This window comes from Aeromonas sp. S41-2 (assembly GCF_027705845.1).
Taxonomy (GTDB): Bacteria; Pseudomonadota; Gammaproteobacteria; order Enterobacterales; family Aeromonadaceae; genus Aeromonas; species Aeromonas hydrophila.
Genome location: NZ_JAPDCG010000001.1, coordinates 1 through 20,664, shown reverse-complemented (window position 1 = coordinate 20,664; position 20,664 = coordinate 1). Strand labels below are relative to the sequence as shown.

Below are 20,664 nucleotides of genomic sequence, written 5' to 3'. Positions count from 1 at the left end.
TCATCCAGCCTCGGTTAAAGGGGGGCAAAGCGATAGCCCGCCTGCCACACGGCGAAGCAGGCGCTGACCACCTGCTCGTCGTAATGGATACCGGCATAGCGGGTCAGTTCGGCAAAGGCATCGGTGAGGGACATGGCTCGCCGGAACGGGCGGTGGGCGGTCATGGCGGCAAGCGAATCGGCCACCCGGATGATGCGCGCCTCCAGCGAGATGGCATCCCCCTGCAGCCCTTGCGGATAGCCGCTGCCGTCCAGATTCTCATGGTGCTGCTGCACGATGGCTGTGATAGGCCAGGGGAAGTCTATCTGCTGCAGGATTTCACAGCCCGCCTGCGGGTGTTGCTTGATGAGCTCGAACTCCACCTCCCTCAGTGCGCGGGGGCGGGTGAGGATCTCCGCCGGGATCTGCAACAGGCCGATGTTGTGCACCATGGCGGCGAGGCCCAGCCCGTCGAGGCGCTCCTGAGAGAGCTGCAGATGCTGGCCGATGGCCAGCGCGAGATCGTGCACGCGCCGCTCGTGGCCCGCGGTGCCGGGATCCTTGTGGGCGATGGCGGAGGAGAGTGCCGCTATGGTCTGGAACAGCAGGGTGCGTTGCTGTTGCTCGCTCTCCTTGATGTGGGTGATGTCGACCAGGGCACCGATGATGCCGGCCACCTCGCCCTGATGGTCGTAGAAGAGATCCTTGAAGTTGAGCACCTGATAGCGGTGGCCGCTGCGATCAAACAGGGTGTGCTCGAAATATTGCGGCTGCCTGCTGCGCAGCACCTCCAGATCGCGCTGGGTATATTCGTCGGCCATCTCGGGGGGCAGGATCTCGTCCACCCGCTTGCCCTGCAGCTCGGCCTTGCTGATGCCGGTGATCTGGGTGAAGGTCGGGTTGCAGCTGATGAAGCGCCCCTCGACATCCTTGTAGAACACCGGGATGGGGATGGCCTTGAGCAGGGATTCGTTGAAGCGCTGCATGTCGACCAGCTCCGCCTGCTGGCGCAGGGCCAGCTGCTCGCTGTCCCGGCACAGCTGGATGGCGCGGGCCAGGTTGCCGAGGATGGGGCTGAACAGGTGGCAGAGCTGCTCCCCCTGCTGCTCCGCATTGGGGGAGAGCAGCAGCATCAGATAGCCCCCCTCGATCCGCAGCCGATAGGCAAACGGGTAGGGGCGCGAACCTGGCAGCGGCAGCGCTGCCCGCAGGATGCACTGCTCGCCGTCGCTGACCCAGTGGGGCAGTGCGAGCGGCTCTCCCTGATGGCGAAGCAGCTGCTCATCGCCGATCGCCTTGATGATCTTGTACTCCCCCTGCGGCAACTGCTGCAGCACCAGCCCGACCGGGCAGGCGCAGTGAAACAGAAAGCGCTGCAGCACCTTGGTCAGCAGGGCATCCAGCGTGACCTCGCGGCCGATGCAGAGAGCGAGATCGCAGACGATGGCCATGGCGTGGTCGTTGTTCATCGGGATCCCTCCCCGTTGCAGAGAATGGCGCCGTTGTGAAACAGCGGATAGTCCCCCGGCCGCAGGCTGCCGATCTCGCCAAGGGAGAGGGCGCCGACCAGCTGGTGGGCGCCGCTGTGAGTGAAGAGGGTCTCCAGCTCAAGCGCACTCTGCTCGCCGAAGTGCTGCTGACGGCCAGCGCAGTAGTAGATCTCGAGGCGCTCCGGTGCCCCGTGCCGGCTCAGCTTTTCGGCCAGCTCGATGGCGTGGGCGGTCGGGCTGTGCGGCGCCTTGAGCAGGGTGAGGATGCTGTGATCCGGCACTTCCCCGACGCAGAGCAGCGCCCCCTCGTCGGTGACGGCGACCGGGATGCGCACGATGACGTCGCCGTTGGCCCGCAGCAACCCAAGCGGCAGGTGGACGCCGTACTGGTAGAACTGCTCCGGAGTCAGGCGCTGCTGGAACTGTTGCTGGACCAGGGACTGGTAGCGGCTGAAGGCGGGCTGCCAGTCGATGAAGGAGATCTTGTTGCCCTCGCTGCTGGTGGCCAGCATGGGCTGGGCAGTGAGCTGATAGCCGTGCTCGAGCAGGGGGTAGCTGCGATGGGGCAGCAGGGTGCAGCAGACCGCCTGTTCCAGCAGCCTGTGGTTGTCGAACAGGCAGGGCATGGGGCGAAACTTGCCGCTGCCGGCATTGACGCCGGCATAGTGGACCCTGTCCGCGAGATGCAGATAGATCCCCTCGAGGAGGGAGGCGATGTTGGGGATCATGGCATCGAAGGTCAGAAAGAGGGTCGGTATGCCTTCGGCTGGCGGCCACTGTGCAAGACGAGGAGCCAGCGCGTCGCAGAGGATACGGGCCTGCTCATCGGCACTGGCGACGGGATCGAGCGGAATGAGCAGCGGGACGTGGGAGGCCGGGCGCGGCAGCAGCCAGGCACCGCGCTCATGAAAGCCGTGACGGCTGAGGAGACGGGGAAAGAGGGCGCCGCTGAGTTGAATGTCGAGGTGGCTACATTGCTGCTGCAGATCGGCCACGTGCTCTGCATCCTGCTCGGCCAGCAAGACGTCGAGCCGCTGGCCACGATAGGGGCGCAGTACCTCGGCCAGTGGCTGCGCATCGAATGAATGAAACGCGGGCTGGATCATCGCTCGGAACTCCTTTCCTGCCAATCATCAATATATCAGCAAGGGGGGCGCGGTGGATACCCGGTCGTGTCCGGCAAGCGGCCATAAGCCGTTATAAAGGCAGATAAATTTGAGACGGCTGGTCAGGCATCCCGCTTTGGGCTGATAAAAAAACCGGCCACTTGGGCCGGTTTTTTTGGTGGTGTGAAATCAGTGCAGCACCACGTTCTGGAAGCCCTGCACCAGGCTGATGACCGGCTGGGGATAGAGACCCAGTGCCACCACCAGCGCGGCGGAGAGCAGTACCACCAGACCACCGGAGGTGATGGCCCAGTCTCCCTTGGCGTCGCGCAACTGCATGCCGGGCTCGCGCAGGTAGAGGGTGACCATGACCCGCAGGTAGTAATAGAGACCCAGTGCACTGCCGAGCACGATGGCGCCGGAGAGCCACCACAGCTTCGCATCGACGGTCACCCCGATCAGGTAGAACTTGCCGATGAAGCCGAGCGTCATGGGGATACCGGCCAGCGAGAGCATCATCACGGTCAGCACGGCGGTCAGGTAGGGACGACGCCAGAACAGGCCGCGGTAGCTGTGCAGGGAGTCCGCATCCTTGCCGCGATAGGGGCTGGACATCATGCTGATGACGCCGAAGGCCCCCAGGCTGGTGAACAGATACATCAGCAGATAGACGCCGGCCGCTTCCACCGGCATCTGGCCGAGACGGCTCGCCACGATCACCGCCAGCAGGTAACCGAAGTGGGAGATGGAGGAGTAACCCATCATCCGCTTGATGTTGGTCTGCAGCAGAGCCAGCAGGTTGCCGATGACGATGGAGATCACCGCCATGGCGGCCAGCAGCCAGTGGATCATGGGATCCGCGGCGGCGGGCACCGCCAGGTAGAAGCGCAGCAGCACGCAGAACACCGCGATCTTGCTGACGGTGGCGAGGAAGGTGGCCACCGGGGCCGGCGCCCCTTCGTACACGTCCGGGGTCCAGAGGTGGAACGGCGCCAGGGAGAGCTTGAAGGCAAAGCCGACCAGCATCAGACCCAGACCGCCCATCAGCAGCGGATGGTGGGCCGGGGTGGTGGCCAGGGTCAGCCCCAGATCGCTGAAGCTCAGGCTGCCGGCCTGGGCATAGAGCAGCGCCATGCCGAACAGCAGGAAGGCGGTGGCGGCGGCGGAGAGCACCATGTACTTGATGCTGGCCTCCAGCGAGTGGCGCTCGCGATAGGCGTAGCCCACCAGACCGAACATCGGCAGGGTCAACATCTCGATCCCGATGAACAGGGAGGCGAGGTGACGTGAGCCGGCCAGCACCAGGCCACCGGCGGTGGCGATCAGCAGCAGCAGGTAGAACTCTTCCCGGTTGTCCGGATAGCCCTTGAGCCAGGAGCGGCCGAAGGTACAGGTCGCCAGGGCACCGATGAGCACCAGCCCCATGTAGAAGACGGCGTAGCCATCGATCTGCAGCAGCGGGGTGACCCCCTGATCTCCTTGCGCCATCACGATGGGCAGGGAGAAGAGCGCCAGGTTGAGGCCGGCGATGGTGACCACGAAGGCGGTGTCATCGCACCGTTTCCAGGCGATGGCCAGCATCAGGGCCACCATGGCCCCGGTTGTCAGCAACAGGGGCAGCAGGGCCAGCAGTTGCGAAGCGGTGAAGGTCATTGCAGTGCTCCTGTAATGGACAAGGAAGGCAACAGGGCCAGCGGTTTAACAGCGGTCACTCTCATTGCAATGCTCCTGCGAAGGGCAGGGCGTACCAGTGCAGCACGCTCAGCAGGCTGTTGCCCGCGGTGTCGAGCACAGGTTGGGGATAGACACCGAGCAACACCAAAAGACCGGCAATGGTCATCATCATCACCAGCTCGCGACTGTCGAGCCCCTTGAGGACGCTCTCGTCCTTGGGGGTACCGAAGCAGGCGCGCTGCAGCATGATGAGGGAGTAGACCGAGGCCAGCACCAGGCCGAAGGTGGCGATGATGGTGAGCACGGGAGCAACCTGGAAGCTGCCGATGAGGATCAGGAATTCGCCGACGAAGTTGCCGGTGCCCGGCATCCCCAGAGAGGCGACCGAGAAGAACAGCATCACGCCGGGCAGGTAGCGCAGACGACCCCACAGCCCGCCCATCAGGCGCAGGTCCCGGGTGTGCAGCCGCTCGTAGAGCTGACCGCACAGGATGAAGAGGCCGGCGGCGGAGAGACCGTGGGCGATCATCTGCACCACGGCGCCCTGCAGGGCCAGTTCGCTGCCGGAGTAGATGGCGATCATCACGAAGCCCATGTGGGAGATGCTGGTGTAGGCCACCAGCCGCTTGATGTCGGTCTGGGCGAACGCCACGATGGCGCCGTAGACGATGCCGATAAGACCCAGCACCATGGCGTAGGGGGCAAATTCGGCGGACGCCTCGGGGAACAGCGGCAGAGCGAAGCGCAGCAGGCCGTAGGCGGCGGTCTTCAGCAGGATCCCCGCCAAGTCCACGGAACCCGCGGTCGGTGCCTGGCTGTGGGCATCCGGCAGCCAGCCGTGCAGCGGTACCAGCGGCATCTTGACCGCGAAGGCGATGAAGAAGCCCAGCATCAGCAGCCACTGCACGCCCTTGCTCATCGGGGTGTTCAGCAAGTCCTGATAGTTAAAGGTGAACACGCCGGTGGCGGCATGGTGAGTCAGCACCAGGCCCAGGATGGCGACCAGCATGATGAGGCCGCTGACCTGGGTGTAGATGAAGAACTTGGTGGCGGCGTTGATCCGGGATTTGCCGTCGGTGACCGAGTGGCCCCACAGCGCAATCAGGAAGTACATCGGTACCAGCATCATCTCCCAGAAGAAGAAGAACAGGAACAGATCCAGCGCCATGAAGACGCCGAGCACGCCACCCAGGATCCACAGCAGGTTGAGGTGGAAGAAGCCGATGCGCTGCACGATTTCCTTCCAGGAACAGAGGATGGCCAGCACGCCGATGAAGCAGGTGAGGATCACCATCAACAGCGACAAGCCATCCACCGCCAGGTGCAATGAGATGCCGAAGCGGGGGATCCAGGGCAGTTGCAGTTCGGCGGCCCAGACGGGCACGCCGCCCTGAGCTGCCAGGGTGAAGTCACCGCTCCACCAGATGGCGCAGGAGAGCAGCAGGCAGGCGCTCATCGACAACAGGGCGACCCAGCGTACGAAGTACTCGCCGAATCGCTCGGTCTGCCAACAGAGCAGACCGCCGATGAAGGGTATTAACAAGATCCAGAGTAAGGTCACGATATCAGCTCTCGTCTATGTTCTAGTCACTGTGCAGGCCCGTGGGCTTGCTGCGAGTTCAGGGGCTGCATCACGGGATCAGCCGAGCAGCAGCAGGGCCAGGATCAGGGCGGCGCCCATCCCCATGGAGGCTGCATACCAGCGCAACTTGCCGGAAACGGTCCAGGCCAACAGCTGGTGGCCACTCTGTGCCAGCCAGGCCGGCAGGTTCATCATCCAGTCCAGCGGATCCTTGCCGAGCAGCCGGGTCGCCAGCAGATACGGCTTGACCCACAGCTGATCGTAAAGCCAGTCAAAGCCCCAGGCGTTGAACCAGAGAGTGCTGAGCAACTTGCCCGGCGCGCTGTTGGCCACGCTGCTGGCCAGACGGCGCTCGCCCAGGAACAGGAAGGCAGCCAGGGCAATGCCGGCGATGGCGATGATGGCGGAGGTGATCTCCAGCCCATGGCGCCCCTCTTCGATGTGATCCCCCGGACCTGCCGGCAGCACGCCTGCCAGCGGCGGCACGATCAGGGCACCGATGCCGGTGGAGAGCACCAGCAGGACCAGCAGCGGCAGCTGATGGGCCAGACCGTGACCGGCGTGAGCCTGGGTCTGCTCCTTGCCGTGGAAGGCGATGAAGATCAGGCGGAAGGTGTAGAGGGAGGTGAGGAAGGCACCGCCCAGACCGGCCCACAGCAGGGCGCTCTGGCCGCTGGCCTGCACCTGCCACAAGATGGCGTCTTTACTGTAGAAACCGGCGGTCACCAGCGGCAGCGCGGCCAGGGCCGAGCCCCCTACTAGGAAGCAGGCATAGACCAGCGGCAGGCTCTTGCGCAGGCCTCCCATCTTGAAGATGTTCTGCTCGTGGTGGGTCGCGACGATCACGGCACCGGCGGAGAGGAACAAGAGCGCCTTGAAGAAGGCGTGGGTCATCAGATGGAAGATGGCCCCTTCCCAGGCGCCAACACCGAGGGCCAGGAACATGTAGCCGATCTGGCTCATGGTGGAGTAAGCCAGGATCCGCTTGATGTCGGTTTGCACCAGGGCGGCAAAGCCTGCCAGCACCAGGGTGATGGCACCGACCAGCGCCACCAGATGCAGGATCTCGGGGGCCAGCAGGAACAGACCGTGGGTACGAGCGATGAGATAGACACCGGCGGTCACCATGGTGGCCGCGTGGATCAGCGCCGAGACCGGGGTCGGGCCCGCCATCGCGTCCGCCAGCCAGGTTTGCAGCGGCAGCTGGGCCGATTTGCCGACGGCGCCGCCAAGCAGCATCAGACAGGCAAACGACAGGGCAGGGGAGCCCTCGGCAAACATCAGCGGTGCGCGTACCAGCAACTCGTGAATGTTGAGGGTGCCCAGCTCCCGGTAGAGGACAAACAGACCGATGGCGAGGAACACGTCGCCGACCCGGGTCACCACGAACGCCTTGAGGGCGGCGGCGCCGTTGGCCGGGTTGCGGTAGTAGAAGCCGATCAGCAGGTAGCTGCACAGCCCCACCCCTTCCCAGCCGAGGTAGACGAACAGCAGGTCATCGGCCAGCACCAGGAACACCATGCTGGCGATGAACAGGTTGGTGTAGGTGAAGAAGCGTGAATAGCCCTCTTCCCCGCGCATGTACCAGGAGGCGAACAGGTGGATAAAGAAACCCACCCCGGTGACCACGCCGAGCATGGTCAGCGACAGACCGTCCAGCGCCAGGCGGAAGGTCGGGGTGAATTTACCCACCGTTATCCACTGCCACAGGGTCTGGGTATAGACGCCGCCCGTTGGCATGGTGTTGAGGAAATCGATGCCGACCCACAGGGTAGTGAGGGCCGACAGCCCTATGCTGCCGACGCCGATGAGCGCAGCAGTGCGCTCGCCGAAACGACCGATGGAGAAGGCCAGCACCAGCCATCCCAGCAGCGGAAACAGAAAAGTCAGGTATAGGAGGCTCATCCGCGCATCTCGCTCACAGTGTCCACGTTGAGGGTGTGGTAACGACGATAGAGCAGCAGTAACAGGGCGAGGCCGATACTGGCCTCCGCTGCCGCCAGAGAAATCACCAGTATGTACATGATCTGGCCATCAGCCTGGGCCCAGCGGCTGCCAGCCACCACGAATGCCAGGGCCGACGCGTTCATCATGATCTCGATACTCATGAGGATAAACAGCAAGTTGCGACGTATCAGCAGGCCGCACAGGCCGATACAGAACAGCACGGCAGCCAGCAGCAGGCCGTGTTCCATCGGGATTCCGTTCATCATTGACCTCCTTCTTGAGACGGATGTGCCGAGGCTTTTGGCACGGAGAGCACTTCCCCGCTCTTGTCTTCACGGCCCAGGTGATAGGCGGTGACCAGACCCGCCAGCAGCAGGATGGAGGCAAGCTCCACCGCCAGCACGTAAGGACCGAACAGGGCGATGCCGACCTTTTTGGCACTGACATCGGTCAGACCGAGCTCACCGCCGGTGACCCCGAGAATGCCGTAGGCCAGAAAACCCAGCAGAATGAGCGAAAGCAGGCCGGGGCCCACCCAGGTGGTGGGGGTGAGCCAGTTCTTTTCCTGATCCTGGGCCGAGCCCAGGTTCAGCATCATCACCACGAACACGAACAGCACCATGATGGCGCCCGCATAGACGATCACTTGCAGGGCACCCGCGAAGGAGGCGCCCAGGCAGAAGAAGATCATGGCCACGGCGATGAGGGAGATAATGAGATTGAGCAGCGCGTGCATCGGATTGCTGGTGCTGATCACCCGCAGCGTGCTGTAAATGGCGACCAGGGCCGCGGCATAGAATGCCAGTTCCATGATTGACTCCTCAGGGCAGCAGGCTCTTGACATCGATGGGCTTGGCTTCGTTCTCGGCATCCCCTTTCGGCTTGCCGTCGATGGCCATCCCGCTCATGCGGTAGAAGTTGTAATCCGGATACTTGCCGGGGCCGCTTATCAGCAGATCTTCCTTCTCGTACACCAGATCCTGGCGGCGGTACTCGCCCATCTCGAAATCCGGCGTCAGCTGGATGGCGGTGGTGGGGCAGGCCTCTTCGCACAGGCCGCAGAAGATGCAGCGAGAGAAGTTGATGCGAAAGAACTCCGGGTACCAGCGACCATCTTCCCGCTCGGATTTCTGCAGCGAGATGCAGCCGACCGGGCAGGCCACCGCACACAGGTTGCAGGCCACGCAGCGTTCGTCGCCATCCGGATCGCGAGTCAGCACGATGCGGCCGCGATAGCGGGGCGCCGCATAGACTGCCTGTTCCGGATAGTTGAGGGTCTCGCGGGGGCTCCAGGCATGGGAGAACACCATCCCCAGGCTGCGCAATTGGGTGCCGACACCCTTGATGATGTTAATAATTTTCATAGTCGTGCCTCACTGCACATTCATCAGCACCACAGCCCGTACCGGCTGCATCCCGAGCGGGATGCAGGGCGGCGGGCAAGCAGACGTTCCAGCCAAACGGCATCACAATTTTTCTGTCCATTGCGGCCTCACTGCGCATTCATCAGCACCACTGCGCCGGTGACCAGCATGTTGAGCAGGGTCAGCGGCAGGCAGACTTTCCAGCCAAACGACATCACCTGGTCAAAGCGCGGGCGGGGCAAGGAGGCCCGCAGCAGGATGAAGAACACCATGAAACAGGCGGTCTTCAGGGCAAACCAGATGAAAGGCGGCAGCCAGGGGCCGTGCCAGCCACCGAAGAACAGGGTCACGATGAGCGAAGAGATCAGCACGATGCCGATGTACTCGCCCACGAAGAACAGACCCCATTTCATGCCCGCATACTCGATGTGATAACCGTCGGCGAGCTCCTGCTCGGCCTCCGGCTGGTCAAACGGATGGCGGTGTGTAACGGCGACGCCGGCAAACAGGAAGGTGATGAAGCCCAGGATCTGGGGGATCACGTTCCACAGTCCTGCCTGGGCTTCCACGATATCCCGCAGGTTGAAGCTGCCGGTCTGGATGACGATGCCCATCAAGGAGAGGCCCAGGAACACCTCGTAGGAGAGGGTCTGAGCTGAAGCGCGCAGGCTACCGAGCAATGAGTACTTGTTATTGCTCGACCAGCCGGCGAACAGCACGGCGTAGACCGCCAGCCCTGCGATGGCCAGGATGTAGAGCAGCCCCACGTTGAGGTCCGCCACGCCCCAGGTGGGGGTGATCGGCACCACCGCAAACGCCAGAATGAAGGCGGTGAAGGCGATGATGGGGGCCAGCACGAAGATCCGGCGATCGGCGAACGGCGGGATCCAGTCCTCTTTGAAGAACATCTTGATCATGTCGGCCGCCAGCTGCAGCAGGCCGAAGGGGCCTACCCGGTTGGGGCCGTAACGATCCTGCCACAGCGCCAGCAGACGGCGCTCGATGAAGCTCATGAAGGCGCCGGCCCCCACGATCCCCACCAGCACGATCAATGCCTTGCCGATTTCCAGCAACAGATCGATCAGAGAGTCACTCATGCGATGGCCTCCTGCAGGTTAGCGAGATATTGCTGGTGCAGGGCGGTCGGCAGACCGTTGACACCAAGCGGCAGACCCACCAGACCCGCGGTCAGATGCTCGCTCAGACGCAGGGTCAGCCGCCAGTGGTGGCCACCCCAGGAGAAGGCGACCTGGCTGCCGGCATTGAGGGCGAGACGGTTGGCGTCGGCCGGGTTCAGTACCAGCACGGGTTCGCTCATGCGGGCCTGGATGACCGGGCTTCTGGCAGACAGCTCTTCGCCGCCAAACAGCTGGTCATAGCTCACCACCTGCAGCGCCTCTTTGGCACTGAACGGGGCGGGGACGGTGTCGAACCAGCCGAGACTGTCCTCGCCCGCTTCCAGCAGACGGCGACCGGGATCCCCGGCGCGCAGGTTGCCACCCACTTCATCCTGGAACTTGTTCCAGGCGGACGGGGAGTTCCAGCCCGGTGCCCAGGCGAACGGCACCTGTTGCAGCGGCTGGCGGGCACCGGCGTAGCCTTCCATGGAGAAGTTGAAGGGCGAGTCGGGATCCTGGGCGACTCTGGGCTCACTCACGTTCTGATCCGCCAGCATGGAGGTGCGGCCACTGTAGCGGTGCGGCTCGCGGGCGAGCTTCATGCCACGGATGCGCAGACCCGCGTTGGGTGCGGCCTCGCGCATGCTGGTCAGCAGCGGAGCGCTGGCGGCGCAGGCACTGCTTACCTCGTCGAAGGTGTTCCAGCGCAACGGTTTGCGATCCAGCACGCCTTGCAGGGCGGCCAGCCAGCGCCAGCCCTCGCGCACCTGAATGTCGGCGTCGTAGAAGGCGGGGGCATAAACCTGGAAGAAGCGCTGGGCGCGGCCTTCCATGTTGATGAGGGTACCATCGGCCTCGGCGAAGCTGGCGGCAGGTAGCACCAGGTTCGCCTTCTGGGCGGTGCCGGTGTCCTGATGGTCGACCACCAGCAGGTGCTGCAGACGGTCGATGGCGGCATCGACACGGCTGCGCGGTGCGCGGCGGTAGAGATCGTTTTCGAGCATCACCAGCGCGAGCTTATCTTCTCTTTCGATACGCTCGAGGGCGGCTTCCAGCGGGGCGGCATTGCCGGCCAGCATGGCCAGCCCCAGGCTGTTGGTCTCCTGGGCTACCAGGGCGAGCTCCACGGCTTGGCCACGGCCCTTGAGGGCGCGGGCAATGTTGCTGGCCGCCTCAAGCAGCGCCTGGCTGCGGGCACCGGTGCCGGCGATGATGAGCGGCTTCTTGGCGTTGCCGAGCAGCGTGGCCCAGCTGGCGGCCAGGGCCTGTTGTTCGGGGGCGAGATCGGTCAGGGCAGGGGCGCTGCCATCGAGCAGATGGGCGATGGCGAAGCCGAGGCGCGCCTGATCCGCGTGGGGAGCGTGCAGGGTGCCGCTCGCCACGTCGTCCAGTCGGGTGCTGTCCAGGCTGGTGATCAGCAGCGGGTAGCGCTCGTTCTGGGCCAGGGTCTGCACCGCGGCGACCTGCCACAGATCCACCTTCAGCTTGCGGGCGATTTCGCGGCCCTTGCCCTTGACGGCCTGACGCAGGGCCAGGGCAATGCGGGCTGCGGTCTGGGTGACATCCTCGCCGAGCACCAGCACGGCGTCGGCCTCTTCCATGTCGCGCAGGCTGGGGGTGCGCACGCCGCCGTGCTGCAGGATCTGCAGCATCTTCTGCAGGCATTCCCATTCGCTTTGCTCGACGCCGCTGTAGAAGTTGGCGGTACCCACCAGTTCGCGCAGGGCGAAGTTGCTCTCAAGCGATGCGCGGGGCGAGCCGATGCCGATGACACCGGCGGCGGTGCGCAGGGCATCGGCGGCCCGGTTCAGGGCGCCGTCCACCGTGATGGCCAGCTTGTCACTGCCATCCTGCAGCAGGGGCTGGCGTGGGCGGTCGGTCAGATTGACGTGGCCGTAGCCGAAGCGGCCGCGGTCGCACAGGAAGTAGTGGTTCAGGGCGCCGTGGTAGCGGTTCTCGATGCGGCGCAGCTCGCCATAACGCTCACCCGGGCTGATGTTGCAGCCGACCGAGCACCCTTGGCAGATGCTGGGGGCGAACTGCATGTCCCATTTGCGGTTGTAGCGCTCGGAGTGGGTCTTGTCGGTGAATACGCCGGTGGGGCAGACCTCCACCAGGTTGCCGGAGAACTCGCTCTCCAGGGTGCCGTCCTCGACCCGGCCGAAATAGACGTTGTCGTGGGCGCCGTAGACCCCGAGATCCTCGCCGCCGGCGTAGTCCTTGTAGTAACGGACGCAGCGATAGCAGGCGATGCAGCGGTTCATCTCGTGGTTGATGAAGGGGCCCAGATCCTGATTCTGGTGGGTGCGTTTGGTGAAACGGTAGCGGCGGCTGTTGTGGCCGGTCATCACCGTCATGTCCTGCAGGTGGCAGGAGCCACCCTCTTCGCACACCGGGCAGTCGTGGGGGTGGTTGGTCATCTGCCACTCCACCACCGTCTTGCGGAACTCCTTCGCCTCTTCATCCTCGATGGAGATATAGGTGCCATCGGTGGAGGGGGTCATGCAGGACATGACCAGGCGGCCGCGCTTGTCGTCGGCATTCTGATACTGCTTCACCGCACACTGGCGGCAGGCGCCGACGCTACCGAGCGCCGGGTGCCAGCAAAAATAGGGGACGTCCAGACCAAGGGACAGACAGGCTTGCAGCAGGTTATCTGCTCCGTCTACCTCGTACTCTTTACCGTCTACATGAATGGTGGCCATACAACTTCCCTGACTTCAATGAGATAAATTCTTTGGCTCGCGCCGGTTCAGCGGGCCCGCGGCGGGCGCCCTGCGTGCCTTACCAGCGCTCGCCCAGCAGGTTGGGCTGGATACCCTTGAGCTGCTTGCGATTATCCTGCGGCGCCTTGACGCCGGCTTCGAATTCCGACCGGAAATACTTCATCGCACTGCCCAGCGGCTCGATGGCGCCAGGGGCATGGGCGCAGAAGGTCTTGCCTGGGCCGAGGAAGCTGACCAGCTGCTCCAGAGTGGCGAGATCCCCAGGCTGACCTTCGCCCCGCTCCAACGCGCGCAGCAGCTTGACGCTCCAGGGCAGGCCGTCGCGGCAGGGAGTGCACCAGCCGCAGGACTCGCGAGCGAAGAACTCTTCCATGTTGCGCAGCAGGGAGACCATGTTGATGCTGTCGTCCACCGCCATGGCGAGGCCCGTGCCCATCCGGGTGCCGACCTTGCCGATGCCGCCGGCGTACATCTGGGCATCCAGGTGCTCGGGCAGCAGGAAGCCGGTACCGGCGCCGCCCGGTTGCCAGGCTTTCAGGCGATAGCCGGGCTTCATGCCACCGGCATAGTTTTCGAACAGCTCGCGGGCGGTGATGCCAAACGGCAGCTCCCACAAGCCGGGGTTGTTGACCTTGCCGGAGAAGCCCATCAGCTTGGTGCCGTGATCTTCCGAACCCGGCAGCGCCAGCCCCTGATACCAGGCCACACCGTTGCCGATGATGGCGGGCACGTTGCACAGGGTCTCGACGTTGTTGACGCAGGTCGGCTTGCCCCAGACGCCGGAAACGGCGGGGAAGGGGGGTTTGGCGCGCGGGTTGGCGCGGCGCCCTTCCAGGGAGTTGATGAGTGCCGTCTCTTCGCCGCAGATGTAACGACCCGCGCCGGTGTGGACGAACAGCTCGAAGTCAAAGCCCGAGCCCAGGATGTTCTTGCCGAGCAGACCGGCAGCCTTGGCCTCCTCCACCGCGCGGCGCAGGTTGGTGGCGGCATCGACGTACTCGCCGCGCAAGAAGATGTAGCCACGGTAGGCCTTGAGGGCCTTGGCAGAGATGATCATCCCCTCGATCAGCAGGTGGGGCAGCTGCTCCATCAACAGCCGATCCTTGTAGGTGTTCGGCTCCATCTCGTCGGCGTTGCAGAGCAGGTAACGGATGTTCATGCTCTCGTCTTTGGGCATCAGGCCCCACTTCACTCCGGTGGAGAAACCGGCGCCGCCGCGACCCTTGAGGCCGGCATCCTTGACGGTGCCGACGATCTCGTCCGGGCTCATCTGGCCCAGTGCCTTGCGGGCCGCATCGTAACCCTGCTTGCTCTGGTACTCGTCCAGCCAGACCGGCGCGCCGTCGTCGCGCAGCCGCCAGGTGAGGGGATGGGTCTCGGCCGCACGGGCGATGCGATTGGCGGTACCAAGGGATGCCAGACTCATGGGTAAGCCTCCAGGGTCTTGAGCAGGCTGACGGCGTCGAGCCCACCGTAGGTGTCATCGTCGATCATCAGCGCTGGCCCCTTGTCGCAGTTGCCGAGGCAGCAGACCGGCAGCAGGGTGAAGCGGCCGTCGGCGGAGGTCTGGCCGGGGGCCAGGTCCATCACCTCTTTCAGGCCGGCCAGCAGTTGTTCGTGGCCGTTGATGTAGCAGACCATGCTGTCGCAGACGCGGATGATGTGGCGACCGACCGGCTGGCGGAAGATCTGGCTGTAGAAGGTGGCGACCCCCTCCACGTCGCTGGCGGGGATGCCGAGCTCGGCGGCGATGGCGTGAATGGCACCGTCAGGTACCCAGCCGCGGGCCTGCTGCACTATCTTGAGCGCTTCAATGCTGGCAGCACGGGGATCTTCGTAGTGGTGTTTCTCATGCTCGATGGCATCGCGTTCTGCCTGACTCAGGACGAAATCGTTCCCCTTGCCCTGGCATGAACTCTGTCCCTGCGGGGACTGATTATGTTGGCACTGACATTGCTGGCTCATGGCTTAACCTTTTGTGGCTTGTCCTTTTTGTCGTGTAACGGGTCTTGGTAACAGCCGTTACTCAACGGTCCACATCCGACATAACGAAATCGATACTGCCCAGATAGACGATGAGGTCCGACACCATCTGGCCACGGATCACCGAGGGGATCTGTTGCAGGTGAGCAAAGCTCGGGGTGCGGATCCGGGTCCGGTAGCTCATGGTGGAGCCATCGCTGGTCAGGTAATAACTGTTGATCCCCTTGGTCGCCTCGATCATCTGGAAGGACTCGGCGGCCGGCATAACCGGGCCCCACGACACTTGCAGGAAGTGGGTGATCAGGGTCTCGATGTCCTGCAGGGTGCGCTCTTTGGGCGGCGGCGTGGTGAGCGGGTGATCCGCCTTGAACGGTCCCTCCGGCATGTTCTTCATGCACTGCTCGATGATGCGCATGCTCTGGCGCACCTCCTCGATGCGCACCAGGGCGCGATCGTAGGCATCGCCGTTGGCGCCGACCGGCACTTCGAATTCGAACTGATCGTAGCCGGAGTAGGGGCGCCACTTGCGCACGTCGAAGTTGAGGCCGGTGGCGCGCAGACCACCGCCCGTGGTGCCCCAGGCCAGCGCCTGCTCTGTGTTGTAGGCGGCGACGCCTATGGTGCGACCACGCAGTATGCTGTTGCGCATGGCGGCCTTCTCATAGTCCATCAGCCGTTTGGGCAGCCAGCTCAGCAGGTTGTCCTGCACCAGTCGCTGCCAGCCGACGGGCAGATCGTGAGCCACGCCGCCGATGCGGAACCAGGCCGGATGCATACGGGCGCCGGTGATGGCTTCGATGATGGTGTAAATCCGCTGCCGGTCGGTGAAGGTGAAGAAGACCGGGGTCATGGCACCCACGTCCTGGATATAGGTACCGATGAACAGCAGGTGACTCTGGATGCGGAACAGTTCCGCCAGCATCACCCGGATCATGTCGACCCGCTGTGGCACCTTGATGCCGGCCAGCTTCTCGACCGCCAGCACGTAGGGCAGGTTGTTCATCACCCCGCCCAGGTATTCGACCCGGTCAGTGTAGGGGATGTAGCTGTGCCAGGACTGACGCTCGCCCATCTTTTCGGCACCGCGGTGGTGATAGCCGATGTCGGGCACGCAGTCGCGGATCTCCTCGCCATCGAGCTGCAGTACCAGGCGGAAAGCACCGTGCGCGGAGGGGTGGTTGGGGCCGAGGTTCAAGAACATGTAGTCCTCGTTCTCGTTGCCACGGGCCATGCCCCACTCTTCCGGTTTGAACAGCAGGTTGTCCTGCTCCTGATCCTGTTTGACCGCATCGAGCATGAAGGGATCGAATTCGGTGGCGCGCGCCGGATAATCCTTGCGCAGCGGGTGACCCTGCCAGCTCTTGGGCATCATGATGCGGGTCAGGTGGGGGTGACCATCGAAATTGATGCCCATCAGATCCCACACTTCCCGTTCATACCAGTTGGCGTTGGGGAAGTGGCGGCTGACGGTGGGCAGCGTCAGATCACCCTCCTTGAGCGGCACCTTCAGCATCAGGTCGGCGTTGCGATCGATGGAAATGAGGTGATAGAAGACGGTGAAGTCGCTGTCGGGCAGGTCGTGGCGATGGCTGCGCATCCGCTCGTCGGTGGCGCTGAGATCGAACAGCATCACGAACGGGGAGGGGAGCTTGCGCAGGAAGCCCATGACATCCAGCAGCAGCTCGCGGGAGAGCCAGACCACCGGCACGCCGGTGCGGGTATTCTGGATGGTGAAACGTTCGGCACCGAAATGGGCGAACAGTTCGCCGATCACCTGAGCGTCTTTGTGATCACTCGGTTGCCACTGGGCCATGGCGTAGTTGCTGGGAAATTCTCGAGTCAGTTTCATGGTCAGATCTCATCCGGCGTGCGCAGGTTGGTGACGTTGATCCGCTCGCCACGCTTGCGGTCCTTCTCGGCAGGCATTTGGGGGCGATAGATGCCCTGATCGCCAACCACCCAGGAGAGCGGACGGCGCTCCTTGCCGATGGAGTCCTGCAGCAACATCAGCGCCTGCAGGAATGCCTCGGGACGGGGCGGACAACCCGGAATATAGACGTCGACCGGCAGGAACTTGTCGACGCCCTGAACGACAGAATAGATGTCGTACATGCCGCCGGAGTTGGCACAGGCACCCATGGAGATGACCCACTTGGGTTCGAGCAGCTGTTCATACAGACGCTGGATGACGGGGGCCATCTTGATGAAGGGGGTGCCGGCGATCACCATGAAATCGGCCTGGCGCGGTGAGGCTCGAATAACTTCGGCGCCGAAGCGGGCCACATCATGGGGGGAGGTGAAGGCGGTACACATCTCTACGTAGCAGCAGGAGATACCGAAGTTGTAAGGCCAGAGGGAGTTCTTGCGGCCCCAGTTGACCGTGTCTTGCAGCACCTCTTCGAGGCGCCCGATCATGATGCCGCGTGAGGCTTCTTGAGCCAGGGGATCCTCGACGGTCTGGCGCTGTTCCTGGGGGTAGCGCTCAACGGGCGCATCTGGGTCGATCCGGGTCAGGGTGTACTTCATGGTGCAACCTCAAAGGGATAATCAGTAATTCAGTCTGGCTTCTTGTCGGTCAGGACGCGCTTTTTCGGTGCCCAGTCGAGGGCGCCAATGCGCCACAGGTAGACGAGTCCTACCAGCAGCAGGGAGATAAAGATGGTGGCTTCGATGAAACCGACCCAGCCGCTTTCCCGAACGGAGACGGACCAGGCGAAGAGGTAGAGTGCCTCGACGTCGAAGATGACGAAGAACATGGCAACCAGATAGAACTTGGCGGAGAAGCGTAGACGGGCATTGCCCACCGAATCGACGCCAGATTCGAAGGGTTTGTTCTTGGCACGACCATAGGCTCGACCACCCAGCAGGGCGGCAAGGCCGATCATGGTCAGGCAGATGCAGATGGCCCCAACTACATAGACAGCAAAAGCCCAATGCTGGACAGCAATATCAGCAAACATAGGAGTTTTCCCTAACCGAATTAATCACGCGACTTAACAAGGATGTTACGTATTATGCCACTTTCGTACTGATTTACATGTCATTTCAAAGGATTAATTATTAATCATCGGGAGGAAAATCGTATTTTGCTAGCGGAGTCAATGTTCCTATTTGAGAATCATTTTCAATCGCTTTTAGGATGTGACGGAAATGGCGGGATCGTTTGAAAAATAAACTAATCGTGAAATGAGAGACCCCGCCAGGCGGGGTCTGCTCGATCAGGGTTTGAGGATGGGTAGCGCCTCTTCGGCTGCCTTGCCCTGGGAGAGGGTGATCTCGACCCGGCGGTTGGCCTGACGATGCTCGGGTGTGTCATTGGGATAGCGTGGCTGGGCATCTGCTACCCCCTGGGCGATGACCCGAGTGGCATCGAGTTTGGGGTTGGTCAACAATGTGTGCACGATAGAGGCGGAGCGCAATACCGACAGTTCCCAGTTGCTGCGATAGAGCTCTACCGGGGCCTGGGAGTTGTCGGTGTGGCCGGTGACCACCACCTTGCCCGGAATGTCAGCCAGAATGCCGGAGATCTTGTTGACCAGCGGAATGAACTGGGGCTGCAGGAAAGCGGAGTCGGCCGGGAACAGCGCCTTCTCGCCGATGCGGATCACCAGCTGGCTGCCCAGTTGTTCCACCTCCAGATCCTTGGATTCAATCTGTGCCTTGAGCTGCTGTTCGAGCTTCTTCTTGGTGACCTGCACCCACTCCTGCTCCTTGGTCTTGTGAGGCCATGACTCCGTTGCGCTCGGCTTTTCCGAGGCACCTATGGTCTCGTTGAAGGGGTCCGAGGCGGCCATGGGGGCATCCTTCTCCAATACCGTCTCTTTCTTCGGGCTGCTGGGAGTGGTCTTGGACTCGGGTTCCAGGATGCCGGTACCGCCCTGCATCACGGGGGATCCCGCGGCAGGGGAGATGAGGCCAATTTTGCCCAGCGATTCGATGAAGCCCTGGATCAGCACCCGGGTTTCAGACTGCTTGGCCATGGCAAAGGAGTAGAGCACTACGAACAGGGCGAACAGCAATGTCATGAAGTCGGCATAGGAGACCAGCCAGCGTTCGTGGTTCTCCGGCGCTTCAGCCTTTTTCTTTTTTGCCACCGTGGCCTCCGAGGTAGGGTTCGAGGGTGACTTGCAGGCGTTGCTGGGATTCGCCATCCACGATGCAGAGGATACCGGTCAGGGTCATCTCCTTGTAGTGGCGGATCTGATGGGCAAACCCTTTGTAGCGGTTGCCAAAGGGCAGGAAGATCAGGTTGGCGGCCGATACCCCGTAGATGGTGGCGATAAAGGCCACCGCGATGGCGCCCCCCAGCTTGTCAGGGGCATCCAGCAGGCCCATGGCGTGGATCAGGCCAAACACCGCCCCCACGATCCCCATGGTTGGGCAGTAGCCGCCCATGGCTTCATAGAATTTGACGGTCTGCTCGAGATCTTCTTGCTCGAACTCGATCTCGTTCTCCAGCACCTCGTGGATCTTGGTCTTCTCGTAGCCGTCGACCATCATCTGCACCCCTTTTTGCAGGAAGGGATCCTTGATCTCGTCGATCATGCCTTCGAGGGCCAGCATGCCGCTGCGCCTGGCATTGCCGGCCAGGTTTTCCAGCAGTTCGGCCTGCTGCTGCATGTCCAGTTTGAGGGGGGCCAGCAGCCACTTGAAACGCTTGAGAGTGCTGCCGACAACGGAGAAGGGGAACTGGGTCAAGGCGGCACCTATGGTACCTCCGATCACGATGAGGAAGGCGGGCAGATCGAGCAGGGCGCTGGGATGTCCACCCTCGATCATGTTGCCGCCCAGGATGGCGATCAATGCCAGGACCAGACCGATTAAGCTCATTTTTTATACATCCCTGAATATTGATAATGGCTAGTGTAGCTATTTAAGTATCAGTTTTTCAAAATGATATCCAATCGATGAGCAATAAAGTGAGTGCCTTGACCTCGATGGACAGATTTCTTTCCCGGGTGGCAAGCAGCCGGGCCACGCAGGGCGTTTTACCGAAAAGGGGAGGGTCTGTCGCGGGACTTTGACGGGAAGGGAGACCCGGCAGATCAGATTGCAAACACGGGAAGGCAAAAAACCGGCCATTGAGCCGGTTTTTTAGATTGGGTGGGACGCTTTACCCATGTGTTTTTTCCTTGTGGGCTGCGGTCAGTCGTTGATCACCGCAGGCAACATTGCTTGCACCCGGCGAGGCTGCTGCTTTCTCTCACGGGAGTCGCGCTTCTGAAAACCCCAAAAGTAAAAAACCGACCATCAGGTCGGTTCTTTAAAATTTGGCGGTGAGGGAGGGATTCGAACCCTCATTCTCGTACATCACAGCACAAATATAACCTTCAATTTCAATAGCTTACGCATTTTTTACCGAAATAAAAGCTACATAATTGTCTCAGGTAATTGCTATGAGACTTATCGTACTTTTATATAGGAAATTAATTAAATGTCAACCACATAGGTTGTGGCAATTGACTGCGTTGTAGCTCCTATCTGACCGATGCAAAGGCACTTGGAGAAACTGCTTAACACAAAAATCTGTCTTGTATGGGGTCAGATAAGCTCTAAATAGCTGTTCCGAATAGTAGATCACCGGAGGAAGGGAACTCAGTCCAGTTTGTGCGATCTGATTAGTCGCTAAACAAAACAAGCCACACCCAAAGGACTGAGTTGATGCCTATCCTACCACCTCTGCCACGACCACAAC

17 protein-coding genes and 1 pseudogene are annotated in these 20,664 nt (G+C 62.2%); all 18 read right to left on the bottom strand.

What is annotated here, in order from left to right:
* Positions 1–14: 14 nt before the first annotated feature.
* The 18 genes and pseudogenes from OKC44_RS00090 to OKC44_RS00005 all read right to left on the bottom strand — a co-directional run bounded on the left by OKC44_RS00090 (position 15) and on the right by OKC44_RS00005 (position 20,343).
* Positions 15–1,448 (bottom strand): HD domain-containing phosphohydrolase, encoded by a 1,434-nt coding sequence (locus OKC44_RS00090; RefSeq protein ID WP_270810361.1) that lies wholly within the window; start codon positions 1,446–1,448, stop codon positions 15–17.
* Complete coding sequence (locus OKC44_RS00085; protein ID WP_270810359.1) at positions 1,445–2,575, bottom strand: FIST signal transduction protein; 1,131 nt, start codon at positions 2,573–2,575, stop codon at positions 1,445–1,447. Before OKC44_RS00085 ends, OKC44_RS00090 begins: the two co-directional genes overlap by 4 nt.
* 189 nt (positions 2,576–2,764) lie before the next feature.
* Entirely contained in the window at positions 2,765–4,228 is a 1,464-nt protein-coding gene (gene nuoN, locus OKC44_RS00080) for an NADH-quinone oxidoreductase subunit NuoN (protein WP_011705656.1), read from the bottom strand.
* A 61-nt stretch (positions 4,229–4,289) separates the two neighbouring features.
* Positions 4,290–5,810 carry an NADH-quinone oxidoreductase subunit M gene (gene nuoM, locus OKC44_RS00075; RefSeq protein WP_045790109.1) on the bottom strand — a complete coding sequence of 507 codons (1,521 nt, stop codon included), beginning with the start codon at positions 5,808–5,810 and terminating at the stop codon, positions 4,290–4,292.
* Between the two features lie 78 nt (positions 5,811–5,888).
* Positions 5,889–7,736 carry an NADH-quinone oxidoreductase subunit L gene (nuoL, locus tag OKC44_RS00070; protein ID WP_124251686.1) on the bottom strand — a complete coding sequence of 616 codons (1,848 nt, stop codon included), beginning with the start codon at positions 7,734–7,736 and terminating at the stop codon, positions 5,889–5,891.
* Positions 7,733–8,041: an NADH-quinone oxidoreductase subunit NuoK gene (gene nuoK, locus OKC44_RS00065; protein WP_005299823.1), complete on the bottom strand. Its 309-nt coding sequence runs from the start codon at positions 8,039–8,041 to the stop codon at positions 7,733–7,735. Before nuoK ends, nuoL begins: the two co-directional genes overlap by 4 nt.
* A complete protein-coding gene (nuoJ, locus tag OKC44_RS00060) occupies positions 8,041–8,589 on the bottom strand; it encodes an NADH-quinone oxidoreductase subunit J (RefSeq protein ID WP_270810354.1) in 549 nt (182 codons plus the stop codon). Before nuoJ ends, nuoK begins: the two co-directional genes overlap by 1 nt.
* A gap of 10 nt (positions 8,590–8,599) precedes the next feature.
* Positions 8,600–9,142, bottom strand: a complete 543-nt coding sequence (gene nuoI / locus OKC44_RS00055; protein WP_011705660.1) for an NADH-quinone oxidoreductase subunit NuoI — start codon at positions 9,140–9,142, stop codon at positions 8,600–8,602.
* Between the two features lie 128 nt (positions 9,143–9,270).
* Positions 9,271–10,239: an NADH-quinone oxidoreductase subunit NuoH gene (gene nuoH, locus OKC44_RS00050; RefSeq protein WP_011705661.1), complete on the bottom strand. Its 969-nt coding sequence runs from the start codon at positions 10,237–10,239 to the stop codon at positions 9,271–9,273.
* Positions 10,236–12,965: an NADH-quinone oxidoreductase subunit NuoG gene (nuoG, locus tag OKC44_RS00045; RefSeq protein ID WP_270810352.1), complete on the bottom strand. Its 2,730-nt coding sequence runs from the start codon at positions 12,963–12,965 to the stop codon at positions 10,236–10,238. Before nuoG ends, nuoH begins: the two co-directional genes overlap by 4 nt.
* A gap of 79 nt (positions 12,966–13,044) precedes the next feature.
* Complete coding sequence (gene nuoF, locus OKC44_RS00040; protein WP_270810350.1) at positions 13,045–14,412, bottom strand: NADH-quinone oxidoreductase subunit NuoF; 1,368 nt, start codon at positions 14,410–14,412, stop codon at positions 13,045–13,047.
* Positions 14,409–14,951 (bottom strand): NADH-quinone oxidoreductase subunit NuoE, encoded by a 543-nt coding sequence (gene nuoE / locus OKC44_RS00035; protein WP_029303307.1) that lies wholly within the window; start codon positions 14,949–14,951, stop codon positions 14,409–14,411. Before nuoE ends, nuoF begins: the two co-directional genes overlap by 4 nt.
* Positions 14,952–15,012: 61 nt before the next feature.
* On the bottom strand, positions 15,013–16,818 hold the full coding sequence (nuoC, locus tag OKC44_RS00030; protein WP_011705665.1) for an NADH-quinone oxidoreductase subunit C/D: 1,806 nt from the start codon (positions 16,816–16,818) through the stop codon (positions 15,013–15,015).
* Positions 16,819–16,820: 2 nt separating this feature from the next.
* The gene (locus OKC44_RS00025) at positions 16,821–17,495 is read right to left on the bottom strand and encodes a NuoB/complex I 20 kDa subunit family protein (RefSeq protein ID WP_005299840.1); all 675 of its coding nucleotides are present in this window, start codon (positions 17,493–17,495) and stop codon (positions 16,821–16,823) included.
* Between the two features lie 29 nt (positions 17,496–17,524).
* Positions 17,525–17,929: an NADH-quinone oxidoreductase subunit A gene (locus OKC44_RS00020; RefSeq protein WP_016350419.1), complete on the bottom strand. Its 405-nt coding sequence runs from the start codon at positions 17,927–17,929 to the stop codon at positions 17,525–17,527.
* Between the two features lie 258 nt (positions 17,930–18,187).
* Complete coding sequence (locus OKC44_RS00015) at positions 18,188–19,063, bottom strand: flagellar motor protein MotB (protein ID WP_011705667.1); 876 nt, start codon at positions 19,061–19,063, stop codon at positions 18,188–18,190.
* Positions 19,041–19,799: a flagellar motor protein gene (locus OKC44_RS00010; RefSeq protein WP_011705668.1), complete on the bottom strand. Its 759-nt coding sequence runs from the start codon at positions 19,797–19,799 to the stop codon at positions 19,041–19,043. The genes OKC44_RS00015 and OKC44_RS00010 overlap by 23 nt, the downstream gene beginning before the upstream one ends.
* 441 nt (positions 19,800–20,240) lie before the next feature.
* Positions 20,241–20,343: pseudogene (locus OKC44_RS00005) on the bottom strand.
* Positions 20,344–20,664 lie beyond the last annotated feature (321 nt).

Bases quoted from the DNA above. Each gene is read 5' to 3' on its own strand.
- OKC44_RS00090 (WP_270810361.1), bottom strand. From the start codon at position 1,448: ATGAACAACGACCACGCCATGGCCATCGTCTGCGATCTCGCTCTCTGC.
- OKC44_RS00085 (WP_270810359.1), bottom strand. From the start codon at position 2,575: ATGATCCAGCCCGCGTTTCATTCATTCGATGCGCAGCCACTGGCCGAG.
- nuoN (WP_011705656.1), bottom strand. From the start codon at position 4,228: ATGACCTTCACCGCTTCGCAACTGCTGGCCCTGCTGCCCCTGTTGCTG.
- nuoL (WP_124251686.1), bottom strand. From the start codon at position 7,736: ATGAGCCTCCTATACCTGACTTTTCTGTTTCCGCTGCTGGGATGGCTG.
- nuoK (WP_005299823.1), bottom strand. From the start codon at position 8,041: ATGAACGGAATCCCGATGGAACACGGCCTGCTGCTGGCTGCCGTGCTG.
- nuoJ (WP_270810354.1), bottom strand. From the start codon at position 8,589: ATGGAACTGGCATTCTATGCCGCGGCCCTGGTCGCCATTTACAGCACG.
- nuoI (WP_011705660.1), bottom strand. From the start codon at position 9,142: ATGAAAATTATTAACATCATCAAGGGTGTCGGCACCCAATTGCGCAGC.
- nuoH (WP_011705661.1), bottom strand. From the start codon at position 10,239: ATGAGTGACTCTCTGATCGATCTGTTGCTGGAAATCGGCAAGGCATTG.
- nuoG (WP_270810352.1), bottom strand. From the start codon at position 12,965: ATGGCCACCATTCATGTAGACGGTAAAGAGTACGAGGTAGACGGAGCA.
- nuoF (WP_270810350.1), bottom strand. From the start codon at position 14,412: ATGAGTCTGGCATCCCTTGGTACCGCCAATCGCATCGCCCGTGCGGCC.
- nuoE (WP_029303307.1), bottom strand. From the start codon at position 14,951: ATGAGCCAGCAATGTCAGTGCCAACATAATCAGTCCCCGCAGGGACAG.
- nuoC (WP_011705665.1), bottom strand. From the start codon at position 16,818: ATGAAACTGACTCGAGAATTTCCCAGCAACTACGCCATGGCCCAGTGG.
- OKC44_RS00025 (WP_005299840.1), bottom strand. From the start codon at position 17,495: ATGAAGTACACCCTGACCCGGATCGACCCAGATGCGCCCGTTGAGCGC.
- OKC44_RS00020 (WP_016350419.1), bottom strand. From the start codon at position 17,929: ATGTTTGCTGATATTGCTGTCCAGCATTGGGCTTTTGCTGTCTATGTA.
- OKC44_RS00010 (WP_011705668.1), bottom strand. From the start codon at position 19,799: ATGAGCTTAATCGGTCTGGTCCTGGCATTGATCGCCATCCTGGGCGGC.